This window comes from Paenarthrobacter sp. PAE-2, from assembly GCF_026013155.1.
GTDB classification, from domain to species: Bacteria; Actinomycetota; Actinomycetes; order Actinomycetales; family Micrococcaceae; genus Arthrobacter; species Arthrobacter ureafaciens.
This window is the reverse complement of sequence record NZ_JAPDNV010000024.1, coordinates 33,464-53,010: the sequence shown is the minus strand read 5'-3', so window position 1 is coordinate 53,010 and position 19,547 is coordinate 33,464. Positions and strand designations below refer to the sequence as shown.

At 64.0% G+C, this 19,547-nt stretch carries 15 protein-coding genes; 5 read left to right on the top strand and 10 right to left on the bottom strand.

Annotated elements, in window-relative coordinates; all coding sequences use genetic code 11:
* Positions 1 to 178: 178 nt before the first annotated feature.
* The 3 genes from OCL88_RS14685 to OCL88_RS14675 are packed head-to-tail and all read right to left on the bottom strand — an operon-like array spanning position 179 to position 3,785.
* Positions 179 to 1,099 (bottom strand): MaoC family dehydratase, encoded by a 921-nt coding sequence (locus OCL88_RS14685; RefSeq protein WP_264962984.1) that lies wholly within the window; start codon positions 1,097 to 1,099, stop codon positions 179 to 181.
* A complete protein-coding gene (locus tag OCL88_RS14680; protein ID WP_264962983.1) occupies positions 1,096 to 2,436 on the bottom strand; it encodes a 3-oxoacyl-ACP reductase in 1,341 nt (446 codons plus the stop codon). Before OCL88_RS14680 ends, OCL88_RS14685 begins: the two co-directional genes overlap by 4 nt.
* Before the next feature lie 8 nt (positions 2,437 to 2,444).
* Positions 2,445 to 3,785: an acetyl-CoA C-acetyltransferase gene (locus OCL88_RS14675; RefSeq protein ID WP_264962982.1), complete on the bottom strand. Its 1,341-nt coding sequence runs from the start codon at positions 3,783 to 3,785 to the stop codon at positions 2,445 to 2,447.
* Positions 3,786 to 3,848: 63 nt separating this feature from the next.
* Between OCL88_RS14675 and OCL88_RS14670 the strand changes: the two genes are divergently transcribed.
* Entirely contained in the window at positions 3,849 to 4,538 is a 690-nt protein-coding gene (locus OCL88_RS14670) for a TetR/AcrR family transcriptional regulator (protein WP_264962981.1), read from the top strand.
* A gap of 48 nt (positions 4,539 to 4,586) precedes the next feature.
* Positions 4,587 to 6,698 (top strand): acyl-CoA dehydrogenase family protein, encoded by a 2,112-nt coding sequence (locus OCL88_RS14665; protein WP_264962980.1) that lies wholly within the window; start codon positions 4,587 to 4,589, stop codon positions 6,696 to 6,698.
* Positions 6,699 to 6,790: 92 nt separating this feature from the next.
* On the opposite strand, the gene glgA is transcribed toward OCL88_RS14665, so the two are convergent.
* A complete protein-coding gene (glgA, locus tag OCL88_RS14660) occupies positions 6,791 to 7,987 on the bottom strand; it encodes a glycogen synthase (protein ID WP_062096864.1) in 1,197 nt (398 codons plus the stop codon).
* Positions 7,988 to 8,080: 93 nt separating this feature from the next.
* On the opposite strand from glgA, the gene glgC reads away from it, so the two are divergent.
* Both glgC and OCL88_RS14650 read left to right on the top strand, forming a co-directional pair.
* Positions 8,081 to 9,493, top strand: a complete 1,413-nt coding sequence (gene glgC, locus OCL88_RS14655) for a glucose-1-phosphate adenylyltransferase (protein WP_170828541.1) — start codon at positions 8,081 to 8,083, stop codon at positions 9,491 to 9,493.
* 66 nt (positions 9,494 to 9,559) lie between these two features.
* Complete coding sequence (locus OCL88_RS14650) at positions 9,560 to 11,011, top strand: SDR family NAD(P)-dependent oxidoreductase (protein ID WP_264962979.1); 1,452 nt, start codon at positions 9,560 to 9,562, stop codon at positions 11,009 to 11,011.
* 6 nt (positions 11,012 to 11,017) lie between these two features.
* Here OCL88_RS14650 and OCL88_RS14645 read toward each other — a convergent pair whose 3' ends face one another.
* The 3 genes from OCL88_RS14645 to OCL88_RS14635 form a co-directional block, all read right to left on the bottom strand.
* Entirely contained in the window at positions 11,018 to 11,869 is an 852-nt protein-coding gene (locus OCL88_RS14645) for a transglutaminase family protein (protein WP_193591355.1), read from the bottom strand.
* The gene (locus OCL88_RS14640; RefSeq protein WP_021470451.1) at positions 11,866 to 12,792 is read right to left on the bottom strand and encodes an alpha-E domain-containing protein; all 927 of its coding nucleotides are present in this window, start codon (positions 12,790 to 12,792) and stop codon (positions 11,866 to 11,868) included. The genes OCL88_RS14645 and OCL88_RS14640 overlap by 4 nt, the downstream gene beginning before the upstream one ends.
* 64 nt (positions 12,793 to 12,856) lie before the next feature.
* Positions 12,857 to 14,413, bottom strand: coding sequence for a circularly permuted type 2 ATP-grasp protein (locus OCL88_RS14635; protein ID WP_264962978.1), 1,557 nt, complete (start codon positions 14,411 to 14,413; stop codon positions 12,857 to 12,859).
* Between the two features lie 113 nt (positions 14,414 to 14,526).
* On the opposite strand from OCL88_RS14635, the gene pepN reads away from it, so the two are divergent.
* On the top strand, positions 14,527 to 17,142 hold the full coding sequence (pepN, locus tag OCL88_RS14630; RefSeq protein WP_264962977.1) for an aminopeptidase N: 2,616 nt from the start codon (positions 14,527 to 14,529) through the stop codon (positions 17,140 to 17,142).
* Here pepN and OCL88_RS14625 read toward each other — a convergent pair.
* From OCL88_RS14625 to OCL88_RS14615, 3 genes are all read right to left on the bottom strand, one after another.
* Positions 17,139 to 18,233, bottom strand: a complete 1,095-nt coding sequence (locus OCL88_RS14625; RefSeq protein ID WP_410868183.1) for a biotin/lipoate A/B protein ligase family protein — start codon at positions 18,231 to 18,233, stop codon at positions 17,139 to 17,141. The genes pepN and OCL88_RS14625 overlap by 4 nt on opposite strands.
* Positions 18,234 to 18,319: 86 nt before the next feature.
* The gene (locus OCL88_RS14620; RefSeq protein WP_009358283.1) at positions 18,320 to 18,577 is read right to left on the bottom strand and encodes a type B 50S ribosomal protein L31; all 258 of its coding nucleotides are present in this window, start codon (positions 18,575 to 18,577) and stop codon (positions 18,320 to 18,322) included.
* Between the two features lie 135 nt (positions 18,578 to 18,712).
* On the bottom strand, positions 18,713 to 19,522 hold the full coding sequence (locus OCL88_RS14615; protein WP_264962975.1) for a TrmH family RNA methyltransferase: 810 nt from the start codon (positions 19,520 to 19,522) through the stop codon (positions 18,713 to 18,715).
* Positions 19,523 to 19,547 lie beyond the last annotated feature (25 nt).

Below are 19,547 nucleotides of genomic sequence, written 5' to 3'. Positions count from 1 at the left end.
GCTTGAGGTGCTAGTCCTCGAAAGGGGGTGGGGGTTCAAGTCCCCCTCCGCGCACCAAGGCAAGGCCCGGAATCCACGGATTCCGGGCCTTCTTTGTTCCTGATCCCTTGCGGCAGCCATGGTGGCCGGTGACGGCGGCAAGCACCCGTGGTGATTGCCGCCGTCGTATGTTCTTGCGTCAGTTGAGGGCAGCCACGGAACCGGTAAAGTGCCGGCGGCCACTGCGCGGATTCCACGCCACATAGTCCGAACGCTGCCACGCCCCTGATTCGGTCTGCACAGTGGAGATGTCCAACGCCACGCGGCCGGGCAGGAAGACGGGTGCCTCGAAGGCCACCTCCCAAACAAACGCCTCTGCTTTCACGGAACCGACGTCTGCCAACGCACGCGATGCCAGGTACATGCCATGGGCAATCGAACCGCGAAGGCCCAGGGCTTTGGCTGACAGTGCGCTGAGATGAATCGGGTTGAAGTCGCCGGAAACGGCTGCGTAATTACGGCCGGTGTCCACGCCGAGCTGCCACAGCGCGGTGGGGAACGGCGGAGAGAAATCCGGCTTGGCGGCGCCGTTGGGACTGCCCGGCTTGTCGATTCCCGGCAGGAAGACTCCCTTGGACAGGTAGGTGGAAACGCCCCGCCACAGCAAGGAGCCCGACCCGCTGGAGCGGACCTCGGCAACGACGTCCACCTGCGTTCCCACCCGGTGACCGGACAGGTTTTCCGTCCAGGCGCGGATGTCCAGTGCGTCCTGGAAGTGGATGGGGCTCAACTGCTCGATCCGGTTCCGCACATGGATCATGCCCAGCAGCGGAAGGGGAAAATCTTCCCGGTTCATCACGCTCATGGCCACCGGGAACGCCAAAGCATGGACAAACCCGGCTGGGAGGACGTCACTGGCCGTCTCCCCTAACAGGTGCTGGTACGCCGTGAGGTTCGCGACGTCGGGCACGACTGCCCGCACTTCGTGGCTGACTTCAGGGAGTTTCCCTTCGGGCATTGATCCCAGGACGCGCCGGCGGGCTGCTGTCGCAGCGGCGTTGACGTACAACTTGGACAGCGAGGGAAGATCGCCAAGGATGATGGGCTGCGTCTGGGTCATGCGCCCACCAGCTGCTGCCCGCAGACGCGGAGTACTTCCCCGGAGATACCGCCGGCTGAATCGCTGGCGAGGAATGCTATGGCTTCGGCAACATCCTGCGGTTTGCCGCCCTGCTTCAGGGAGTTCAGCCGGCGGGCAGCTTCGCGTACTGCCATCGGCATCCGTGCAGTCATCTCGGTTTCGATGAATCCGGGAGCCACGGCATTGATGGTTCCGCCGAAAGGTTCCATCAAGGGCGCTGTGGCCCTGACCATACCGATGACGCCGCCCTTGGAGGCGCCGTAGTTGGTCTGGCCCCTGTTGCCGGCGATGCCGCTGGTCGAAGAAACGGAGATGATGCGGGGTGAGTCCTTGAAGTGGTCGGAGGCCAGCAGTGCCTCGTTGATCTTCAACTGTGCGGCGATGTTGACGTTGATGACCGATTGCCAACGCCCCGGGTCCATGTTCGCCAGCAGCCGGTCGCGGGTGATGCCCGCGTTGTGCACCACGATGTCCAGCTTCCCGTGGCGTTCGACGGCGTGCTCGATCATGCGTTGGCCGGCATCGCTTCGGCTGATGTCCAGCTGCAGGGCCGTGCCGTGGATCCCGTTGGCCACTGCCGCCAAGTGGTCGCCCGCGGCGGGGATGTCCACAGCGACTACCGTGGCGCCGTCACGGTGCAGCGTTGCAGCGATGGCCGCCCCGATCCCCCGTGCCGCGCCTGTAACCACCGCGACCTTGCCCGCCAGCGGCTTATCCATGCTGCTTGGCAGCTTTCCGGTCGGCGAAGAAATCGTGAGGAACTGCCCATCGACGTAGGCGGAACGTCCGGAGAGAAAGAACCGTACGGCGCCCAACGCTGACGGGCTGGTGGTAGCCAGCTCTTCGCCCAGCAGGATGCCGTTGCCCGTGGCGCCGTTCCGTAGTTCCTTTGCCAAGGAACGGAGGAAGCCATCGATTCCCTGACGGGCGGCGGAAGAGGCCGGCGTGGGCGCCGTCCGCGGAGTCCGGGAGACAGTGATGACGCGGCCGTTCGGAGCCAGGTCCCGCAAGGACGTTCCGACGCTCAGCACCGGCTTGCCCAGGTCCTCGGGGTGTTGCACTGCATCAAGGACGACGATGATGGCTCCCAGCTTTTCCTTGGGAAGCGCGTTCCGCCGCACATCCAGCCCCCATCCCAGGAGCGTGGTGGCGAGGTCGTCGGCGCCTACACTGTCGCCGTTGACCAGCACGGGGCCGGTGATGAGCGGATCTCCAGGGTGGTACCGGCGCAGGATGGCCGGCTGGGGCAGGCCGAGCCGCTTGGCAACATCCCGGCCGATGCCGCTGTTGACGAGCTGAGTGTATTTGTCCGTCACGGTTCCCCCTACGCTGCTTCCAAAATGGCGACGACACCCTGGCCGCCGGCCGCGCAGACGGAAATCAGTCCGCGGGCTGGCCTGCCGTCAACCTTGCCGGTCCCGTGCAGCTGCTTGGCCAGGGAGGCCACAATCCGGCCGCCCGTCGCGGCGAACGGGTGACCTGCGGCCAATGATGAACCGTTGACGTTGAGTTTCGCCCGGTCCACCTTGCCAAGCGCGCCCTCGAGGCCGAGGCGCGTCCTGCAGAACTCCTCATCCTCCCAAGCTGCGAGTGTGCTGAGGACCGTGCCGGCGAAGGCCTCGTGAATTTCGAAGAAGTCGATGTCTTCGAAGGTCAGGCCATGGCGGGCCAGGAGCCGCGGGACGGCGAACACCGGGGCCATGAGCAGGCCGTCCTTGCCGTGCACGAAGTCGACGGCGGCAGCCTCGCCGTCAAGCACTGTGGCGAGCTTGGGTAGCCCATGGTTGTCTGCCCATTCTTCGCTGGCCAGCAGCACGGTGGAGGCACCGTCGGTCAGCGGCGTGGAGTTGCCGGCGGTCATGGTGGCTTCGGAGCCGAGGTTCTTCCCAAAGACGGGCTTCAGGGAGGCGAGCTTGTCGAGGCTGGTGTCAGGACGCAGGTTGGAATCGCGGCTGAGTCCCCGGTACGGGGTGATGAGGTCGTCGAAGAAGCCGCGTTCGTAGGCCGCTGCCAGGTTGCGGTGGCTGTTGAAGGCCAGTTCGTCCTGCGCTTCACGGGAGATCTTCCACTGGGCGGTGGTCAGGGCCTGGTGCTCCCCCATGGAAAGGCCCGTCCGCGGCTCCCCCGTGGAAGGAGCGTCGGGCGCGAGGTCCTTGGGGCGGATCTTTCCGAGGAGGCGCAGTCTCTGGATTGGGGTCTTGGCGCGGCTGAGGTCCAGGAGGATTTCCCGGAGTCCTTCGCTGACGGCGATCGGTGCGTCAGACGCGGAATCGACGCCCCCGGCGATCGCCGAGTCCAGCTGTCCCAGCTTGATCTTGTTGGCCAGGCCGAGGACCGTTTCGAGGCCGGTGGCGCAGGCCTGTTGCAGATCATAGGCCGGTGTTTCCGGCGACAGGGCGGAGCCAAGCACCGCCTCGCGGGTGAGGTTGAAGTCCCGCGAGTGCTTGAGTACGGCTCCTGCGGCAACTTCGCCGATCCGCTCCTCCTGAAGGCCGAACCGTGCAATCAGGCCATCCAGTGCGGAGGTGAGCATGTCCTGGTTGGAGGACTTCACGTAGGCCCCGCCGCTGCGGGCGAAGGGTATCCGGTTTCCGCCCACGATCACGGCGGGCCGGACCGTCTGTACATCACGTGCGGCATCGGCAAGGCGGTCGGTTGCAGCCATGGTTGTCTCCTTCGGCAAAGGGGCTAGTTACTGATACCCAGCGTACCTGATACGCTGGGTATCGTGAACATCTCCCCAGCAGATTCCCGTGTCGGCCCGTCGGAAGATCCTGCCGGCGCCATCGACGGCAGGGCTGCCCGCTGGCACACGCACCGAGAAGAGCGTCGGCGGGACCTCATCAAAGCCGCCCGCAAGGCCGTCCATGCCTTGGGCAGCGATGCCTCCATGGAGGACATCGCCGGAGCTGCCGGAACGTCGAAATCCGTGTTCTACCGGTATTTCGGGGACAAAGCGGGGTTGCAGCAGGCCATGGGCGAGGTGGTCCTCGGCCAGATGCAGCGGCGCATGAAGGAAGCTGCCCAGTCTGCCCAGACCCCGCGCGAGGGTCTCTTTGCCATGGTTTCCGCCTACCTGCAGATGGCTGAATCAAGCCCCAACGTCTATGCCTTCATTACCCGGCTGACTCCAGGGGAAGCGTCGGCCCAGGATGCGATCGCAGCGTCCGGGGCTTTGGGCAACTTCTTCGAGCAAGTCACTGAGATGATCGCGACTCCGATGCGCCAGTACTTGGGCGAGGACAAGGGAGCGCTGATCGAGTACTGGCCCACCGCGGCTATTGGCCTGGTCCGGAACGCCGGCGAAATGTGGCTGGGAAGCCCGGCCAGCGACACGAAGCCCAACCAGGCCACCATGGCCGCCAACATCACCGACTGGCTTTGCCTGGGCATCGCTCCGATGCTCGCCACCACCTGACACCAGCAATGACGCATTAGTTGTCCCGGACTCACAGAAGGAAGAACCATGACAGAAGTAGTGGACCGCGCATCATCACCTGCATCGCCCGGTAGTACAACCGCGGCGGCGGATGGCGCCAAGGTCGCCGTCGAACCCCGGGTAGACGTTGCAGCCCTGGGAGAGCAGCTTCTTGGACGATGGGCGGACATCCGCCGGCATGCACGGGACCTGGCCGGCCGTGAAGTGGTGCAGAAGGTCGAGGGACTGACGCATACGGAGCATCGAAGCCGTGTCTTTGGGCAATTGAAGTACCTCGTGGACAACAACGCCGTACATCGTGCGTTCCCTTCCCGCCTGGGTGGGTCGGATGATCACGGGGGCAACATCGCCGGCTTCGAGGAACTCGTCACAGCCGACCCCTCGCTCCAAATCAAGGCGGGCGTGCAGTGGGGCCTGTTCGGTTCCGCCGTGATGCACCTCGGAACCAGGGAGCACCATGACAAGTGGCTCCCCGGAATCATGAGCCTCGAAATTCCCGGATGCTTCGCCATGACCGAAACCGGGCATGGGTCCGACGTCGCCAGCATTGCCACAACGGCCACTTATGACGAAGAGACCCAGGAATTCGTTATCGACACGCCCTTCCGGGCCGCGTGGAAGGACTACATCGGCAACGCCGCCAACGACGGCCTGGCCGCCGTCGTCTTCGCCCAGCTCATCACCCGGAAGGTCAACCACGGCGTGCACGCCTTCTACGTGGACTTGCGCGATCCGGCAACGGGTGACTTCCTTCCGGGCATTGGCGGCGAGGACGACGGCATCAAGGGCGGGTTGAACGGCATCGACAACGGACGCCTCCACTTCACCAACGTCCGGATCCCCCGCACCAACCTGCTGAACCGTTACGGTGATGTCGCCGTCGATGGAACCTACTCCTCCACCATCGAGAGCCCCGGCCGCCGGTTCTTTACGATGCTCGGCACCCTCGTCCAGGGACGCGTATCACTGGACGGTGCTGCCGTTGCGGCCAGCAAGGTGGCCCTGCAATCGGCCATCCACTACGCCGCCGAACGTCGCCAGTTCAACGCGACATCACCCACCGAGGAAGAGGTGCTGCTGGACTATCAGCGTCACCAGCGCCGGTTGTTCACCCGCCTGGCCACCACCTATGCGGCAAGTTTCGCGCACGAACAACTGTTGCAGAAGTTCGACGACGTTTTTTCCGGAGCATACGACACCGACGCCGACCGGCAGGACCTGGAAACCCTGGCCGCGGCCCTGAAGCCGTTGAGCACCTGGCACGCCCTGGACACACTCCAGGAATGCCGTGAGGCCTGTGGCGGAGCCGGCTTCCTGATCGAAAACCGTTTCGCTTCCTTGCGGGCAGACCTGGATGTCTACGTCACCTTTGAGGGCGACAACACCGTCTTGCTGCAACTGGTGGCCAAGCGCCTCCTGGCCGATTACGCCAAGGAGTTCCGTGGCGCCAACTTTGGCGTCCTGGCCCGGTACGTCGTGGACCAAGCTGCGGGCGTGGCCTTGCACCGGACAGGCCTGCGGCAGGTCGCGCAGTTCGTGGCGGATTCGGGTTCGGTCCAGAAGTCGGCCTTGGCACTGCGCGATGAAGAAGGGCAGCGCACCCTGCTGACGGACCGGGTCCAGTCCATGGTGGCCGAAGTCGGCGCTGCCCTCAAGGGCGCCGGCAAGCTCCCGCAGCACCAGGCGGCGGCACTGTTCAACCAGCACCAGAATGAGCTGATTGAAGCCGCCCAGGCCCACGCAGAGCTCCTGCAATGGGAAGCCTTCACGGAGGCATTGGCCAAAGTCGATGATGCGGGAACCAAGGAAGTGCTGACCCGGCTTCGCGACTTGTTCGGGTTGTCCCTGATCGAGAAGCACCTCTCCTGGTACCTCATGAACGGGCGGCTCTCGATGCAGCGGGGGCGCACGGTTGGCACTTACATCAACCGGCTGTTGGTCAAGATCCGGCCGCACGCACTGGACCTCGTGGACGCCTTCGGCTACGGCCCGGAGCACCTTCGGGCAGCCATTGCCACCGGAGCCGAAGCGACTCGCCAGGATGAAGCGCGGACCTACTTCCGCCAGCAGCGCGCCAGCGGCAGTGCCCCGGCGGACGAGAAGACGCTGCTTGCGATCAAGGCAGGCAAGTCCCGCTAGGCGTCCGTTACAAACGCCTTAAGCGCTCGACGGCGCCGTTCCCGATTTTTGGGGGCGGCGCCGTCGTGCGTTTGTTCCGTGGACTCCGGAGCTTAGGAAAGGACCGAGCGGTAGACCTCAAGGGTGGTTTCGGTGATCGATTCCCAGGAGAAGTGCTCCTCCGCCCGGCGCCGTCCGGCAGCGCCCATTTCCCGGGCCCGGGCAGGGTCGGAGACAACCTGGTTGAGCGCGGCGGCGAAGTCCGCTACGAACTTCTCCGGATCGAGCGGCGTTCCCGTGCCGTCGGTGACCTGCTCGAGCTCGACCAGGAGGCCGGTCTCCCCGTGCTGGACAACCTCGGGAATGCCACCGGTGGCACTGGCAACCACTGCCGCCCCGCACGCCATGGCTTCCAGGTTGACGATTCCCAACGGCTCGTAGATGGACGGACAGGCGAAGGCAGTGGCGTGGCTCAGGACCTGGATCAGCTCATGGCGGGGCAGCATTCGCTCGATCAGGATGACGCCGTCGCGCTTGGACTGGAGTTCCTCGATCAGTTGTGCTGTTTCGGCGGCCAGTTCAGGAGTGTCCGCAGCACCCAGGCAGAGGACCAGCTGGACATCCTCGGGCAGGCTGGACGCTGCACGCAGGAGGTAGGGCACGCCCTTCTGGCGCGTGTTGCGGCCCACGAAAACGACGCTTGGCTTGCCGGGATCGATCCCCAACGCCCGGACTGCGTCCTCTTTTTCGTCCCGCTCCCACAGGGAGACGTCGATTCCGTTGTGGACAACCCGCACCTTGCCGGGATCCACGTTGGGGTAGCTGCGCAGGATGTCCTGACGCATGCCTTCGGACACGGCGATGATCGCCGCTGCTGCCTCGTAGGCGGTCTTTTCCACCCAGGAGGACAGGGCGTAGCCGCCACCGAGCTGCTCGGCCTTCCAAGGGCGCAGCGGCTCAAGGCTGTGCGCGCTCAGCACATGCGGGATTCCGTGCAACAGCGAAGCCAGGTGGCCGGCCATGTTGGCGTACCACGTGTGCGAATGGACCAGGTCCGCTCCAGCGATGTCCGGCACTATCCGCAGGTCCACGCCGAGAGTCTGGACAGCGGGGTTCGCATCGCCCAGATCCTCCGGGGTTGAGTAGGAGTCGACGGTAGCCCCGTGGTAATCGGCATCACGCGGCGCACCAAAGGCGCGGACGTGGAGATCAACGTGCTTTGCAAGCACCCGGCTCAGTTCGGCTACGTGGACTCCGGCACCACCATAAATTTCCGGAGGGAATTCTTTAGTCACAATGTCTATACGCACGCTAACCAACGTAGTCGTTCCGGCGTATGTGTTCTAGTGTGAAAGGGTCCGGAAAATCGGACTTTTGGGGGCTACGAAGTCGTACGGGGAGCTGTGACCATGGCGTTGAAGAAAGTATTGGCTATCGTGCTGGCGGGCGGCGAAGGCAACCGCCTGATGCCGTTGACGGCGGATCGGGCCAAGCCAGCCGTGCCGTTTGCCGGGGGGTACCGGCTGATTGACTTTGCATTATCCAATCTGGTCAATTCCGGATATTTGAAAATCGTTGTGTTAACCCAGTACAAATCGCACAGCCTGGACCGCCATATTTCGGAGACCTGGCGCATGTCCACGCAGTTGGGCCGCTACGTCGCCTCGGTGCCGGCTCAGCAACGCGTCGGCAAGAGCTGGTTCCTGGGCAGTGCCAACGCCATTTACCAATCCCTGAACCTCATCCATGACGATGCGCCGGACATCGTGGTGGTGGTCGGCGCCGATCACGTGTACCGCATGGACTTCTCGCAGATGGTGGAACAGCACATCGCGAGCGGTGCGAAGGCCACGGTGGCTGCCGTCCGCCAGCCACTGAACATGGCCAACCAGTTCGGCGTGATCGAAGTCGACCAGGACGATCCCCAAAAGATCGCCGCCTTCGTGGAGAAGCCCGCCAGCACTCCCGGCCTGGCCGCTGATCCAACCCAGTTCCTGGCGTCGATGGGCAACTACGTCTTCGACGCCGATGCACTGGTGGAGGCGCTCCACGTGGATGCGGAGCGCCTGGACACCAAGCACGACATGGGCGGGGACATCATTCCCTACTTCGTGGACAAGGGCCAAGCCGGAGTCTACGACTTCACGCTCAATGACATCCCCGGAGCCACCGACCGTGACCGTACCTATTGGCGCGACGTGGGCACCATCGACTCGTTCTACGACGCCCATATGGACCTCATCTCCCCCGTCCCCATCTTCAATCTGTACAACTCCGAGTGGCCGATCTACACGCGGCAGAGCATTTCCCCGCCGGCCAAGTTTGTTCGCGGCGGAAACAGCACCGTCGGGACCGCCCTCGATTCAATCGTGGCCAGCGGCGTCGTGATCTCCGGCGGCATCGTGGAGGGGTCCGTGTTGTCCAACGACGTCTTCGTCGAGGCCGGCAGCCGCATCCAGGATTCGGTGCTGATGGACAAGGTCCGGGTCGGTGAAGGAGCCGTCATCAAGCGGGCCATCCTGGACAAGAACGTCAAGGTGCCTGCCGGCGCAGCCATCGGCCTCGACCCGGCACTTGACCGGGCCCGCGGCTACAAAGTCACGGAGTCCGGCATTACCGTGCTGGCCAAGGGGCAAATTGTTCCCGAACCTGACGAAGCGGAACTGGCATTGTCCTCCGAGTACCGCCGGAGCCTTCCGGAAGCGCTCAAGGCCGCCACCCAGGACGATCCCGTCATCCGCGATTCGGCGGAGAAGGTCGTGGCAAGCGTTCAAGCCCGCGTGATCGACCCCGCATCACAAGGCGCATCCAGCTAGTCACCCGCACCGGCATGACGGAACCGGAGGCAGGCCCAAGGGTCCCAAGGCTGTAAAATCAGGTCAATGAGCTCCACCGATCTGACGCCTGAGGAGATCCAGGCCTGCCTCAAGGTTTTAAGCACCATCCACGCCTATGACGAGGAACACCCTGATTACGTAGCCGTGCGTCGTGCCACCGGCAAGATGTTCAAGGCAGTCAAGCGCCACCGCCGTGTCACCAAGAGGGACCAGATCGCCGAAGCCGACAAGGCAGTGATTGCCCTGACGGCCACGGCAGCGCCGGACCGGATCGACGACGAGACCCGGGGCAACAAGCTGGCCCCCTCCGCTACGGGCGAGATCGCGGGCCACCTCATCCGTTCGCGTCCCTGCTACATCTGCAAGCAGCACTACACGCAGGTTGACGCCTTCTACCACCAGCTCTGCCCTGATTGCGCTGCCTTCAGCCACAGCAAGCGGGACGCCAGGACCGACCTCACGGGACGCCGCGCACTGCTCACCGGTGGGCGCGCGAAGATCGGCATGTACATCGCCCTGAGGTTGCTCCGCGATGGAGCCCACACCACCATCACCACGCGTTTTCCCAAGGACGCCGCCCGTCGCTTTGCCGCCATGGAAGACAGCGCCGAGTGGCTGCACCGGCTGAAGATCGTGGGCATCGACCTCCGGGACCCGGCCCAGGTCATGGCCCTGACCGACTCGCTGAACGAGGCCGGTCCCCTGGACATCATCATCAACAATGCCGCCCAGACCGTGCGCCGTTCGGGCAATGCCTACAAGCCCCTGGTTGATGCCGAGGATGAGCCGTTGCCTGCCGCACTCGAGGCGGCGAACGGCGGGCCGGAACTCGTCACGTTCGGGCACGCGCATGACAAGCATCCGCTTGCTTTGGCGAGCAGCGTTACTGAGCACCCGGTCCTGGCGGGCGACGCCATTACGTCTTTGGCACTTTCTACCGGCTCGGCTTCCCTGCAGCGGATCGAGTCGGGGACGGCCATCGACGCCGGAGGCCTGGTTCCGGACCTCGCCTCCATCAATAGCTGGACCCAGGTGGTGGACGAGGTAGACCCCCTGGAGATGCTCGAAGTCCAGTTGTGCAACGTCACGGCGCCCTTCCTCCTGGTCAGCCGGCTGCGCGGCGCCATGAAGCGCTCCACCGCCCGCCGGAAGTACATCGTGAACGTTTCAGCCATGGAGGGCCAGTTCTCCCGTGCTTACAAGGGTCCGGGCCATCCGCATACCAATATGGCCAAGGCTGCCTTGAACATGATGACCCGCACCAGCGCCCAGGAAATGCTGGACACCGACGGCATCCTGATGACCGCCGTCGATACCGGCTGGATCACGGACGAACGGCCGCATTACACCAAGGTCAGGCTCATGGAGGAAGGCTTCCACGCTCCCCTGGACCTCGTCGACGGCGCAGCCCGCGTCTACGATCCCATCGTCATGGGCGAGCAGGGAGAGGACCAGTACGGCGTCTTCCTCAAGGACTACAAGCCCTCCCCCTGGTGATACCACTTACGCCAGGCGCGTGATCTCCACCGAGACGGACAATGCGGACCCGCCGCCTCCGGAGAGGATGCCTTTGAGCGGCGGGACGTCCCGGTAGTCGCGGCCCTTGGCGACGGTCACATGGTAGTCGCCCGCCGGCTTGTGGTTGGTGGGGTCCCAGCTGCGCCATTCGCCGTCCCACCATTCCAGCCAGGCGTGGGACTGCCCGGCGACGGTCTCGCCGATGGCTGCCGAGGATCTGGGGTGGATGTAGCCGGAGACGTAGCGGGCGGGTATGCCGCAACTCCGCAACGCACCGATGGCCAGGTGGGCGAGGTCCTGGCACACGCCTTGGCGCTGTTCCCAAGCCTGTTCAGCATTGGTGGTGACTCCGGTGGTGCCCTTCATATAGGTCATCTCACCCGCCATCCACGCGAACACAGCCATGGCTGCCTCGTGCGGATTGAGGCCCTCCACGACGCCGGGAATGATGCCCAGCACTTCCGTGCCCGGTCCTGTCAGCCTGGATTGGGGCAGCCAGTCGCTGAACTCGTCCTGGATCTTTGCCGAACGGATCTCGTCCCAGCCAACAATATGGTCGTCGCTGGGCAGGCGTTCGCTCCGGTGCACTTCCACGGTAGCGGTGGCAAGGACTTCGAGGCTTTCGTGCGGGACCTGCATATCGAAGGCCGTGACACGCGTACCCCAATAATCCCGGTAGGTGCTGACCGAAGCGTGGGCAGGAGAAACCTTCAGGGACGATTCCAGGACCACCTGCTGGCTGTCCGTCAGCGGCGTCATCCGGGCCTCGTTGTAGCTCAGCGTCACGCGGCGGTTGTACTTGTAGGCCGTCTTGTGGACGATGCTCAGCCGGGTCATGAAACTTCTCCCACCCAGGCGTGTTCGTCAGCCTGATTGAAGTACTTACGGGAAATGGCGTCCGAAGCCTGGGTGACTGCCTTTTGCACACGCTCCATGTGCTCCGGAAGTTCGGACATGAGGTCATCGGTGCGGTGGAACTCCAGGAAGGTACGGGCCTGGCCGACGATCCGGCGAGCGTCATTGATGAAGCCCACGCGTTGCGCCGAGGGGTCCAGCTTGGCGAGGCACTCGTCGGCATCGCGGAGCGCATAGACGATGGAGCGCGGGAAGAGGCGGTCCAGCAGCAGGAACTCGGCAGCATGCTGGTCTCCGAAGGCAGCCCGTCGGGTGCGGATGAAGGACTCGTACGCTCCGGCGCACCGCAGCATGTTCACCCAGGACATCCCTGCGGACTGGACATCACGCGTCGACAGCATGCGGGCGGTCATGTCCGCCCGTTCCAAGGACCGCCCGAGGACCATGAAGAGCCAGCTTTCATCGTGGCTCACCGTGGTGTCCGCCAGGCCCCGGACCATGGCAGTACGTTCAAGTACCCAGTTGCAGAAGCGGTAGGTGCCCACCACGTCCTTGCGGTGCTGGTTGAGCCCGTAGTAGGTGGTGTTGAGGCTTTCCCACAGGGACTGGGAGACAGTTTCCCTGGCCCTCCTGGCATTCTCCCTGGCGGCACCGAGCGACCCGGCGATCGAAGAAGCGCTCTGCTTGTCGTAGGCGAGGGCGTGCAGCAGCTCGGGAAGCCCGAAGTCGTCATTTTGCGGCTTGGCACCCATGACGGCCAGGAGGTCCCGCGCAACGCTGCGCTGTTCCTCCAAGGGAAGGTGGTTAAGCCGCTCGAGGTGGACATCCAGGATCCTTGCGGTCCCGTCGGCCCGCTCGACGTAGCGGCCGATCCAGAAAAGTGATTCGGCAATACGGCTCAGCATGGGGCTGTGCCTCCTTCGCATGGTGCATATCGAAGTTCTGGGGAATGGTCGGACATGGCCGGGATCACTGCTGTTGTTCCGTTTGGCGGTCCCGCCAATTGCTTTCAACCGGCCATACGGATACCTGTTCGCGCACAGTCACCGACTGGCGGGGGATGATTTCCGCCGGCAACTGCGGCGAGTCGGCAAGGACCCAGGTGTCCTTGGAGCCTCCGCCCTGGCTGGAATTGACGATCAGCGATCCTTCCTTAAGGGCCACCCGGGTCAGTCCCCCGGGCAGGACCCAGACGTCGTCGCCGTCGTTGACGGCAAACGGACGCAGGTCCACGTGGCGGGGCCCGAACTTGTCCCCGGACAACGTCGGCACCGTGGACAGTTGCAGGACCGGCTGGGCGATCCACCCGCGGGGGTCCTCGATCACACGCTTGCGCAGGGCATCAAGTTCCTCCTTGGACGCATCGGGACCGATCACCAGGCCCTTGCCTCCGGAACCGTCAACGGGTTTGACCACCAGTTCGTCCAAGCGGTCCAGGACGTATTCCCTTGCTTCCTTTTCCTCGAGCCGGAACGTGTCAACGTTGGCAATCACGGGCTCTTCGTGGAGGTAGTAACGGATCAGGTCAGGGACGTAACTGTACACGAGCTTGTCGTCGGCGACGCCGTTGCCGACGGCGTTGGCTATGGTCACTCCCCCTGCCCGCGCTGCGTTCACCAGGCCGGGGCAACCGAGCATCGAATCGGAGCGGAACTGCAGCGGGTCCAGGAAGTCGTCGTCGATGCGCTTGTAGATGACGTCAACGCGCTGCTCACCAGCCGTGGTCCGCATGTAAACGCGGTTTCCACGGCAGATCAGGTCCCGGCCCTCCACGAGTTCGACGCCCATGAGCCCGGCCAGGAGGGTGTGCTCAAAGTAGGCGCTGTTGAAGACGCCGGGGGTCAGTACAACAACGGTCGGGTCATCGACTCCGGCGGGGGCGGTCTTGCGGAGCGCGGACAACAGCCTGCGCGGATACTCCTCCACCGGCCGGATGTGCTGCTGCCCGAACGCTTCGGGCAGGCCCTTGGCCATGGCCTGGCGGTTCTCCAGGACGTAGCTGACGCCCGACGGCACGCGGACATTGTCCTCAAGGACGCGGAAGGTGCCGGCGGCGTCACGGACGACGTCGATGCCCGAGACGTGCACGCGGACCCCGCCTGCGGGCTCGAAACCGTGGACGGCCCGGTGGAAGTGGGCGCTGGTGGTCACGAGTTGGCGCGGAATGACGCCGTCGGCGACCACCGACATGCGGCCGTAGACATCGTTCAGGAAAGCTTCCAGCGCCTTGACCCGCTGGGCGACTCCACGTTCCAGCACGTCCCACTCGTCAGCCGGGATCACGCGGGGAACGATGTCGAGCGGGAATGGCCGTTCCTCCCCCGCGTAGTCGAACGTGACGCCGCGGTCCAGGAAGCTGCGGGCCATCGAGTCGGCCCGGGCGGTGACGTCGGCCAAGGAAAGTTCCCGGAGGGCGCCGGCTACCTGACCGTAGGATTTCCGGGCAACGTGCCCGCTGGTAAACATCTCGTCGTAGGCACCGCTGCGCGCAGCGGCCTCCGAATAATCCTGGAAGAGGTCAGACATGGGAATTAGACAATCACCTTTTTGGGTCGAGCGCATTTCGGGCCCTTCGTGTCGCGGGTTTCCGGGCCTTCCGGCGGGCCGGGCGGCCGCACGGATCATGATTAGATAGCTGTGTGTCGAATCACAACCTCTCACGCGACGAAGCCGCTGCCCGTTCAGCCCTGATTACCACCCACAGCTACGACGTCACCTTGGACGTCCGCGAGGCGGCCGATCCCGCCGTCGAAGGTTATCCAAGCACCAGCACCATCACCTTCACCGCCGCGCCCGGGTCCGCGACTTTCCTGGACTTCATCAGCGGTGGAGTGCAGTCGGTGGTCCTCAACGGCCGCTCCCTGGACGTCAACGCCGTTGTTGACCGGGACAGGATCCTTCTTGAGGACCTGGCCGAGCGGAATGAGGTCACTGTCACCGGGATAGCCCTGTATAGCCGCTCCGGCGAGGGCATGCACCGGTTCTTCGATCCCGCAGACGGCCAGTGCTACCTCTACACCCAATACGAGCCGGCTGACAGCAGGCGCGTCTTCGCTAACTTCGAGCAGCCCGACCTCAAGGCCTCCTTCACCTTCCATGTGATCGCCCCCTCCAGCTGGGAGGTTGCCTCCAACGGCGCCGTATCGGCCGGCACTCCGCTTGAGGACGACGGCGTGACCCTGTGGGACTTTGCCGCCACCAAACCTATGTCCACGTACATCACTACGGTGCTTGCCGGACCGTACTTCAAGGCAACGGACCGCTGGGAAGCAACGCTCGACGACGGCACCCGGCTCGAGGTGCCGCTGGCACTGTATTGCCGCGCGTCCATGCGGGACTCCTTCGACACGGACGAGCTGTTCAAGCTCACCAAGAGCGGCCTGGAGTTCTTCAACCGGCTCTTCGACTACCCCTATCCGTGGGGTAAGTACGACCAAGCCTTCGTTCCCGAATACAACCTTGGTGCCATGGAGAACCCCGGGCTGGTGACATTCACGGAGAAATACGTCTACAGCTCCCGGGCAACCGACGCGCAGTACCAGGCGCGGGCTAACACCCTCATGCACGAGATGGCCCACATGTGGTTTGGCGACCTGGTGACCATGACGTGGTGGGATGATCTCTGGCTGAAGGAATCCTTTGCCGACTTCATGGGCACGCTCGGCGTTGACAGGGCAACCGACTGGGACACCGCGTGGATCAACTTTGCCAGCAAGCGGAAGGCGTGGGCCTACGTCCAGGACCAGCTGCCCACAACGCATCCCATCGTTGCGGACATTCCGGACCTGGAGGCGGCGAAGCAGAACTTTGACGGCATCACCTACGCCAAGGGAGCTTCAGTCCTGAAGCAGCTCGTGGCTTACGTGGGATTCGATGCCTTTGTGGAAGGTTCCCGCTCATACTTCCGCAAGCACGAATACGGGAACACCTCGCTCCAGGATCTGCTGGAAGCGTTGAGTACGGCGTCCGGGCGTGACCTCACGGTGTGGGCCCGCCAGTGGTTGCAGACCTCCGGTATTTCCACCATCACCGCAGAGATCGTGGAAGACGACGGCGTCCTCGGGGCGGTAACGCTGCAGCAGGATGCGGTCGACCCCTTGACCGGCGACCAGGCGTTGCGGCCCCACCGCATGCGCCTGGGTCTCTATGAGGCGGATGAGGCGGGCGCGCTGGTGCGCACCGAAAGCTTCGAGATTGACGTTGCCGGTCCCCGCACGTTGGTTCCCGAACTGGCGGGCAAACGTCGGCCTGCGTTGTTGCTGGTCAACGACGACGATCTCAGCTACGCCAAAGTACGTCTTGACGCGGGATCGGAGCAGACGGTCAGGAGGGCCCTTAACAGGATTCAGGATCCGATGGCGCGCGCACTCTGCTGGACGGCCCTCTGGGATTCTGCCCGTGACGGTGTAACACCTGCTGCTTCCTACATCGCTGCCGTGGAGCAGTTCGCACCGGGGGAAAACGGCATCGGCGTGCTTCTGAACGTCCTCGGCAACGCAGCCCTCGCCGTGGACCGCTACGTGCCTGCCGTGAGCAGGAGCTACATCCGGGAGCAGTTCCTGGGCGTGGCTGCACGTCAGCTGATGGTGGCGGCCCCCGGCTCGGACCAGCAATTGGCCTGGGCCAGGACGTTGGCCGAGGTTTCCCGCGGCGGCGCCAGCCAACTGACGTTGGTGCGGGCCCTCCTTGAGGGCAGCACCGTGGTGGAGGGTTTGTCCGTGGACGCCGAACTCCGATGGAGCCTGTGGCAGGCCCTCGCGGCCAACGGAGAGGCAACGGAACAGCAACTGGACGCCGAGCTCGCCAAGGACAACACTGCCTCCGGACACGCGGGCAGGGCGCTGGCCCTGGCGGCCCGGCCGATTGCCGGCGTCAAAGCATCAGTCTGGGAAGCGGTGGTCCACGGTACCGACTTGTCGAACGAAATCCTCGGGGCAACCATCAGCGGGTTCACCCTCGCCCCGCGCGAGCTTCTTGAGCCTTACATCGAACCGTACTTCGAGAACCTCGAACGAGTGTGGCAAGAGCGCAGCATCGAGATCGCCGGTCGTATTGTCCGCGGCCTCTACCCCGGTGCGCAGGACCTGACTCCAGGCACCAGGCCGGCCGGGCACCCCGTACTCACCAGGACCGACCATTGGCTGCACGAGCACAAGCAGGCGCCCCGTGCCCTCCGTCGCATCATCACTGAGCAAAGGAGCCACCTGCTGCGGGCCCTGACGGCACAGGCAACCGGCCACGTTCACACCGCTTAGGGCACGCGGTTCATCCAGGCACTGGTTCCGAATTTCGCGTCGACACGTTTGCCTGCCTCGTTGAGTTCATGGGCGGACAACTGCGACTCCGTGGCGCCGTAGCGTTCCGTGAACACTTCCTGCATGGCATCGATGATCGCTGCGCGGGCGAGGCCGGTTTGGCGGCGCAAGGGGTCCACGCGCTTCTTGGCGCTGCGGGTCCCCTTGTCCGAGAGCTTTTCCTTGCCGATCCGGAGGACTTCCACCATCTTGTCGGCGTCAATGTCATAGCTCATGGTGACGTGGTGGAGCATGCCCCCGTTGGCGAGCCGCTTTTGCGCTGCCCCGCCAATCTTGCCCTGTTCGGTGGCGATGTCGTTGAGCGGAACGTAGAACGCGGTGATTCCGAGTTTTTCCAGGGCAGCCATGACCCATGAGTCCAGGAAGGCGTAGGAGTCGGCGAAGCTGATGCCATCCACCAGGGTCTGGGGAAGGTAAAGGGAGTAGGTGATGCAGTTGCCCGCTTCCATGAACATCGCTCCCCCGCCGCTGATGCGACGGACCACGGTAATGCCGTGCTTCGCAACGCCTTCCGGGTCCACTTCATTGCGCAGCGACTGGAAACTGCCGATCACCACTGACGGTTCTTCCCAGTCCCAGAAGCGCAGGGTGGGATTGCGGCGTCCGGCAGCGACCTCTTCGGTGAGTACCTCGTCAAGGGCGACGTTGACGTGGGTGGGCAGCACAGTCGGCGGTATGACCTCCCACTCATGGTCGGACCACGCGGTGGCCTTGGACAGTGCCCGGCGGACGGCAACGGCGACGGCGTCGGCGGAAAAACCGAACAGCACCGTTCCGTCAGGAAGGCCGGCGGTGATGGCTGCCGCGATTTCCCCGGCAGGCATCGTTTCAGGCAATCCGGTCAGGGCTGCATTGATGTCCTCAAGGGCCTCATCCGGTTCAAGGAAGAAGTCGCCGCTCAGGGATACATCGGCGAACCTGCCTTCCCTGAGCGCCAGATCCACCACCACCAGCTTCCCGCCGGGAACTTTGTATTCGCCGTGGAGGCGGTTGCCGTCGTCGTGGTTTTCCTGGTCCGGAAGAGAAGTCATGGAGTCCATCTTGCCGGAAAAGGCAAAGGCCCGCATTGCCGTGGAACGGCGATGCGGGCTTTTGAAAAGACTTGGGGTGAAGTGGGTTACTTCTTGCCGCCGAAGCCCTTGAAGCGAGCGTTGAAGCGCTCGACACGGCCAGCGGAGTCCATGATGCGCTGCTTGCCCGTGTAGAACGGGTGGGACTCCGAGGAGATTTCGACGTCGATGACCGGGTAGGTGTTGCCGTCTTCCCACTCGATGGTCTTCGAGGAAGAAACGGTGGACTTGGTCAGGAACTTGACGCCGGAAGCCAGGTCGTTGAAAACAACAGCTTCGTACTTCGGGTGGATATCAGACTTCATAATTGGACCTTTGTTCGCGCAGCTGGATTTTGCCAGTTGCCAGGTATGAATGGAGGCGGTCCGAAGAAGGAACTAATTCAACGTCCGGACCAACAAGCAATCATACCCGAAAGTCGGGACCGCCACGAACGGGCATCAGTCCCGGGGCCGCAGCTCCCAGAAGGCGACCGCCGAGGCGGCAGCCACGTTGAGGGAATCGACTCCCGCCCGCATGGGTATCTTGACGGCAATGTCGACGGCGGCGAGTGTCTCCGGGCTCATGCCGGCACCTTCGGTGCCGAGCACCAAGGCGAGCTTGGGGATGTTGCGGGCCGCCACCTCGTCCAGGTCCAGCGCATCATCGGTCAGTTCCATCGCTGCCACCGTAAAGCCCTGCTCCTTCAGCAGTTCCAGGTCCCCCGGCCAACTTTCCAGGCGGGACCACGGAACCTGGAACACGGTACCCATGCTGACCCGCACGCTCCTGCGGTACAGCGGGTCGCCGCATCGTGGCGAGACAAGGACGGCGTCGACACCAAGGGCCGCTGCCGAACGGAAGATGGCACCTACGTTGGTGTGGTCGACGATATCCTCGAGGACAGCCACCCGCTGTGCGCTTGCGAGCAGTTCCGCCAGCGGCACCGGAGCCGGGCGGTGCATGGCCGCCATCGCTCCGCGGTGCAGATGGAAACCGGTGATCTCCTCCAGGAGGGCTGCCCTGCCGATGAAGACGGGCACGTCGGGATGGGCTTCGAAAACGTCACGCAGGTCCTCAAGCCATTTTTCGGCCAGGAAAAACGATCTCGGCTGGTGTCCTGCGGCCAGCGCGCGGCGCAGTACCCGCGAAGACTCGGCGATGTACATTCCCTCCGCAGGTTCGCGAAGTTTGCGAAGATGGACGTCGGTGAGCGTGGTGTAGTCCGAAACGCGGGGATCGTCGGCTGATTCAAGGTAGTGGAAGGTCACTGGAGAGTCATTTCGAAGGATCCGT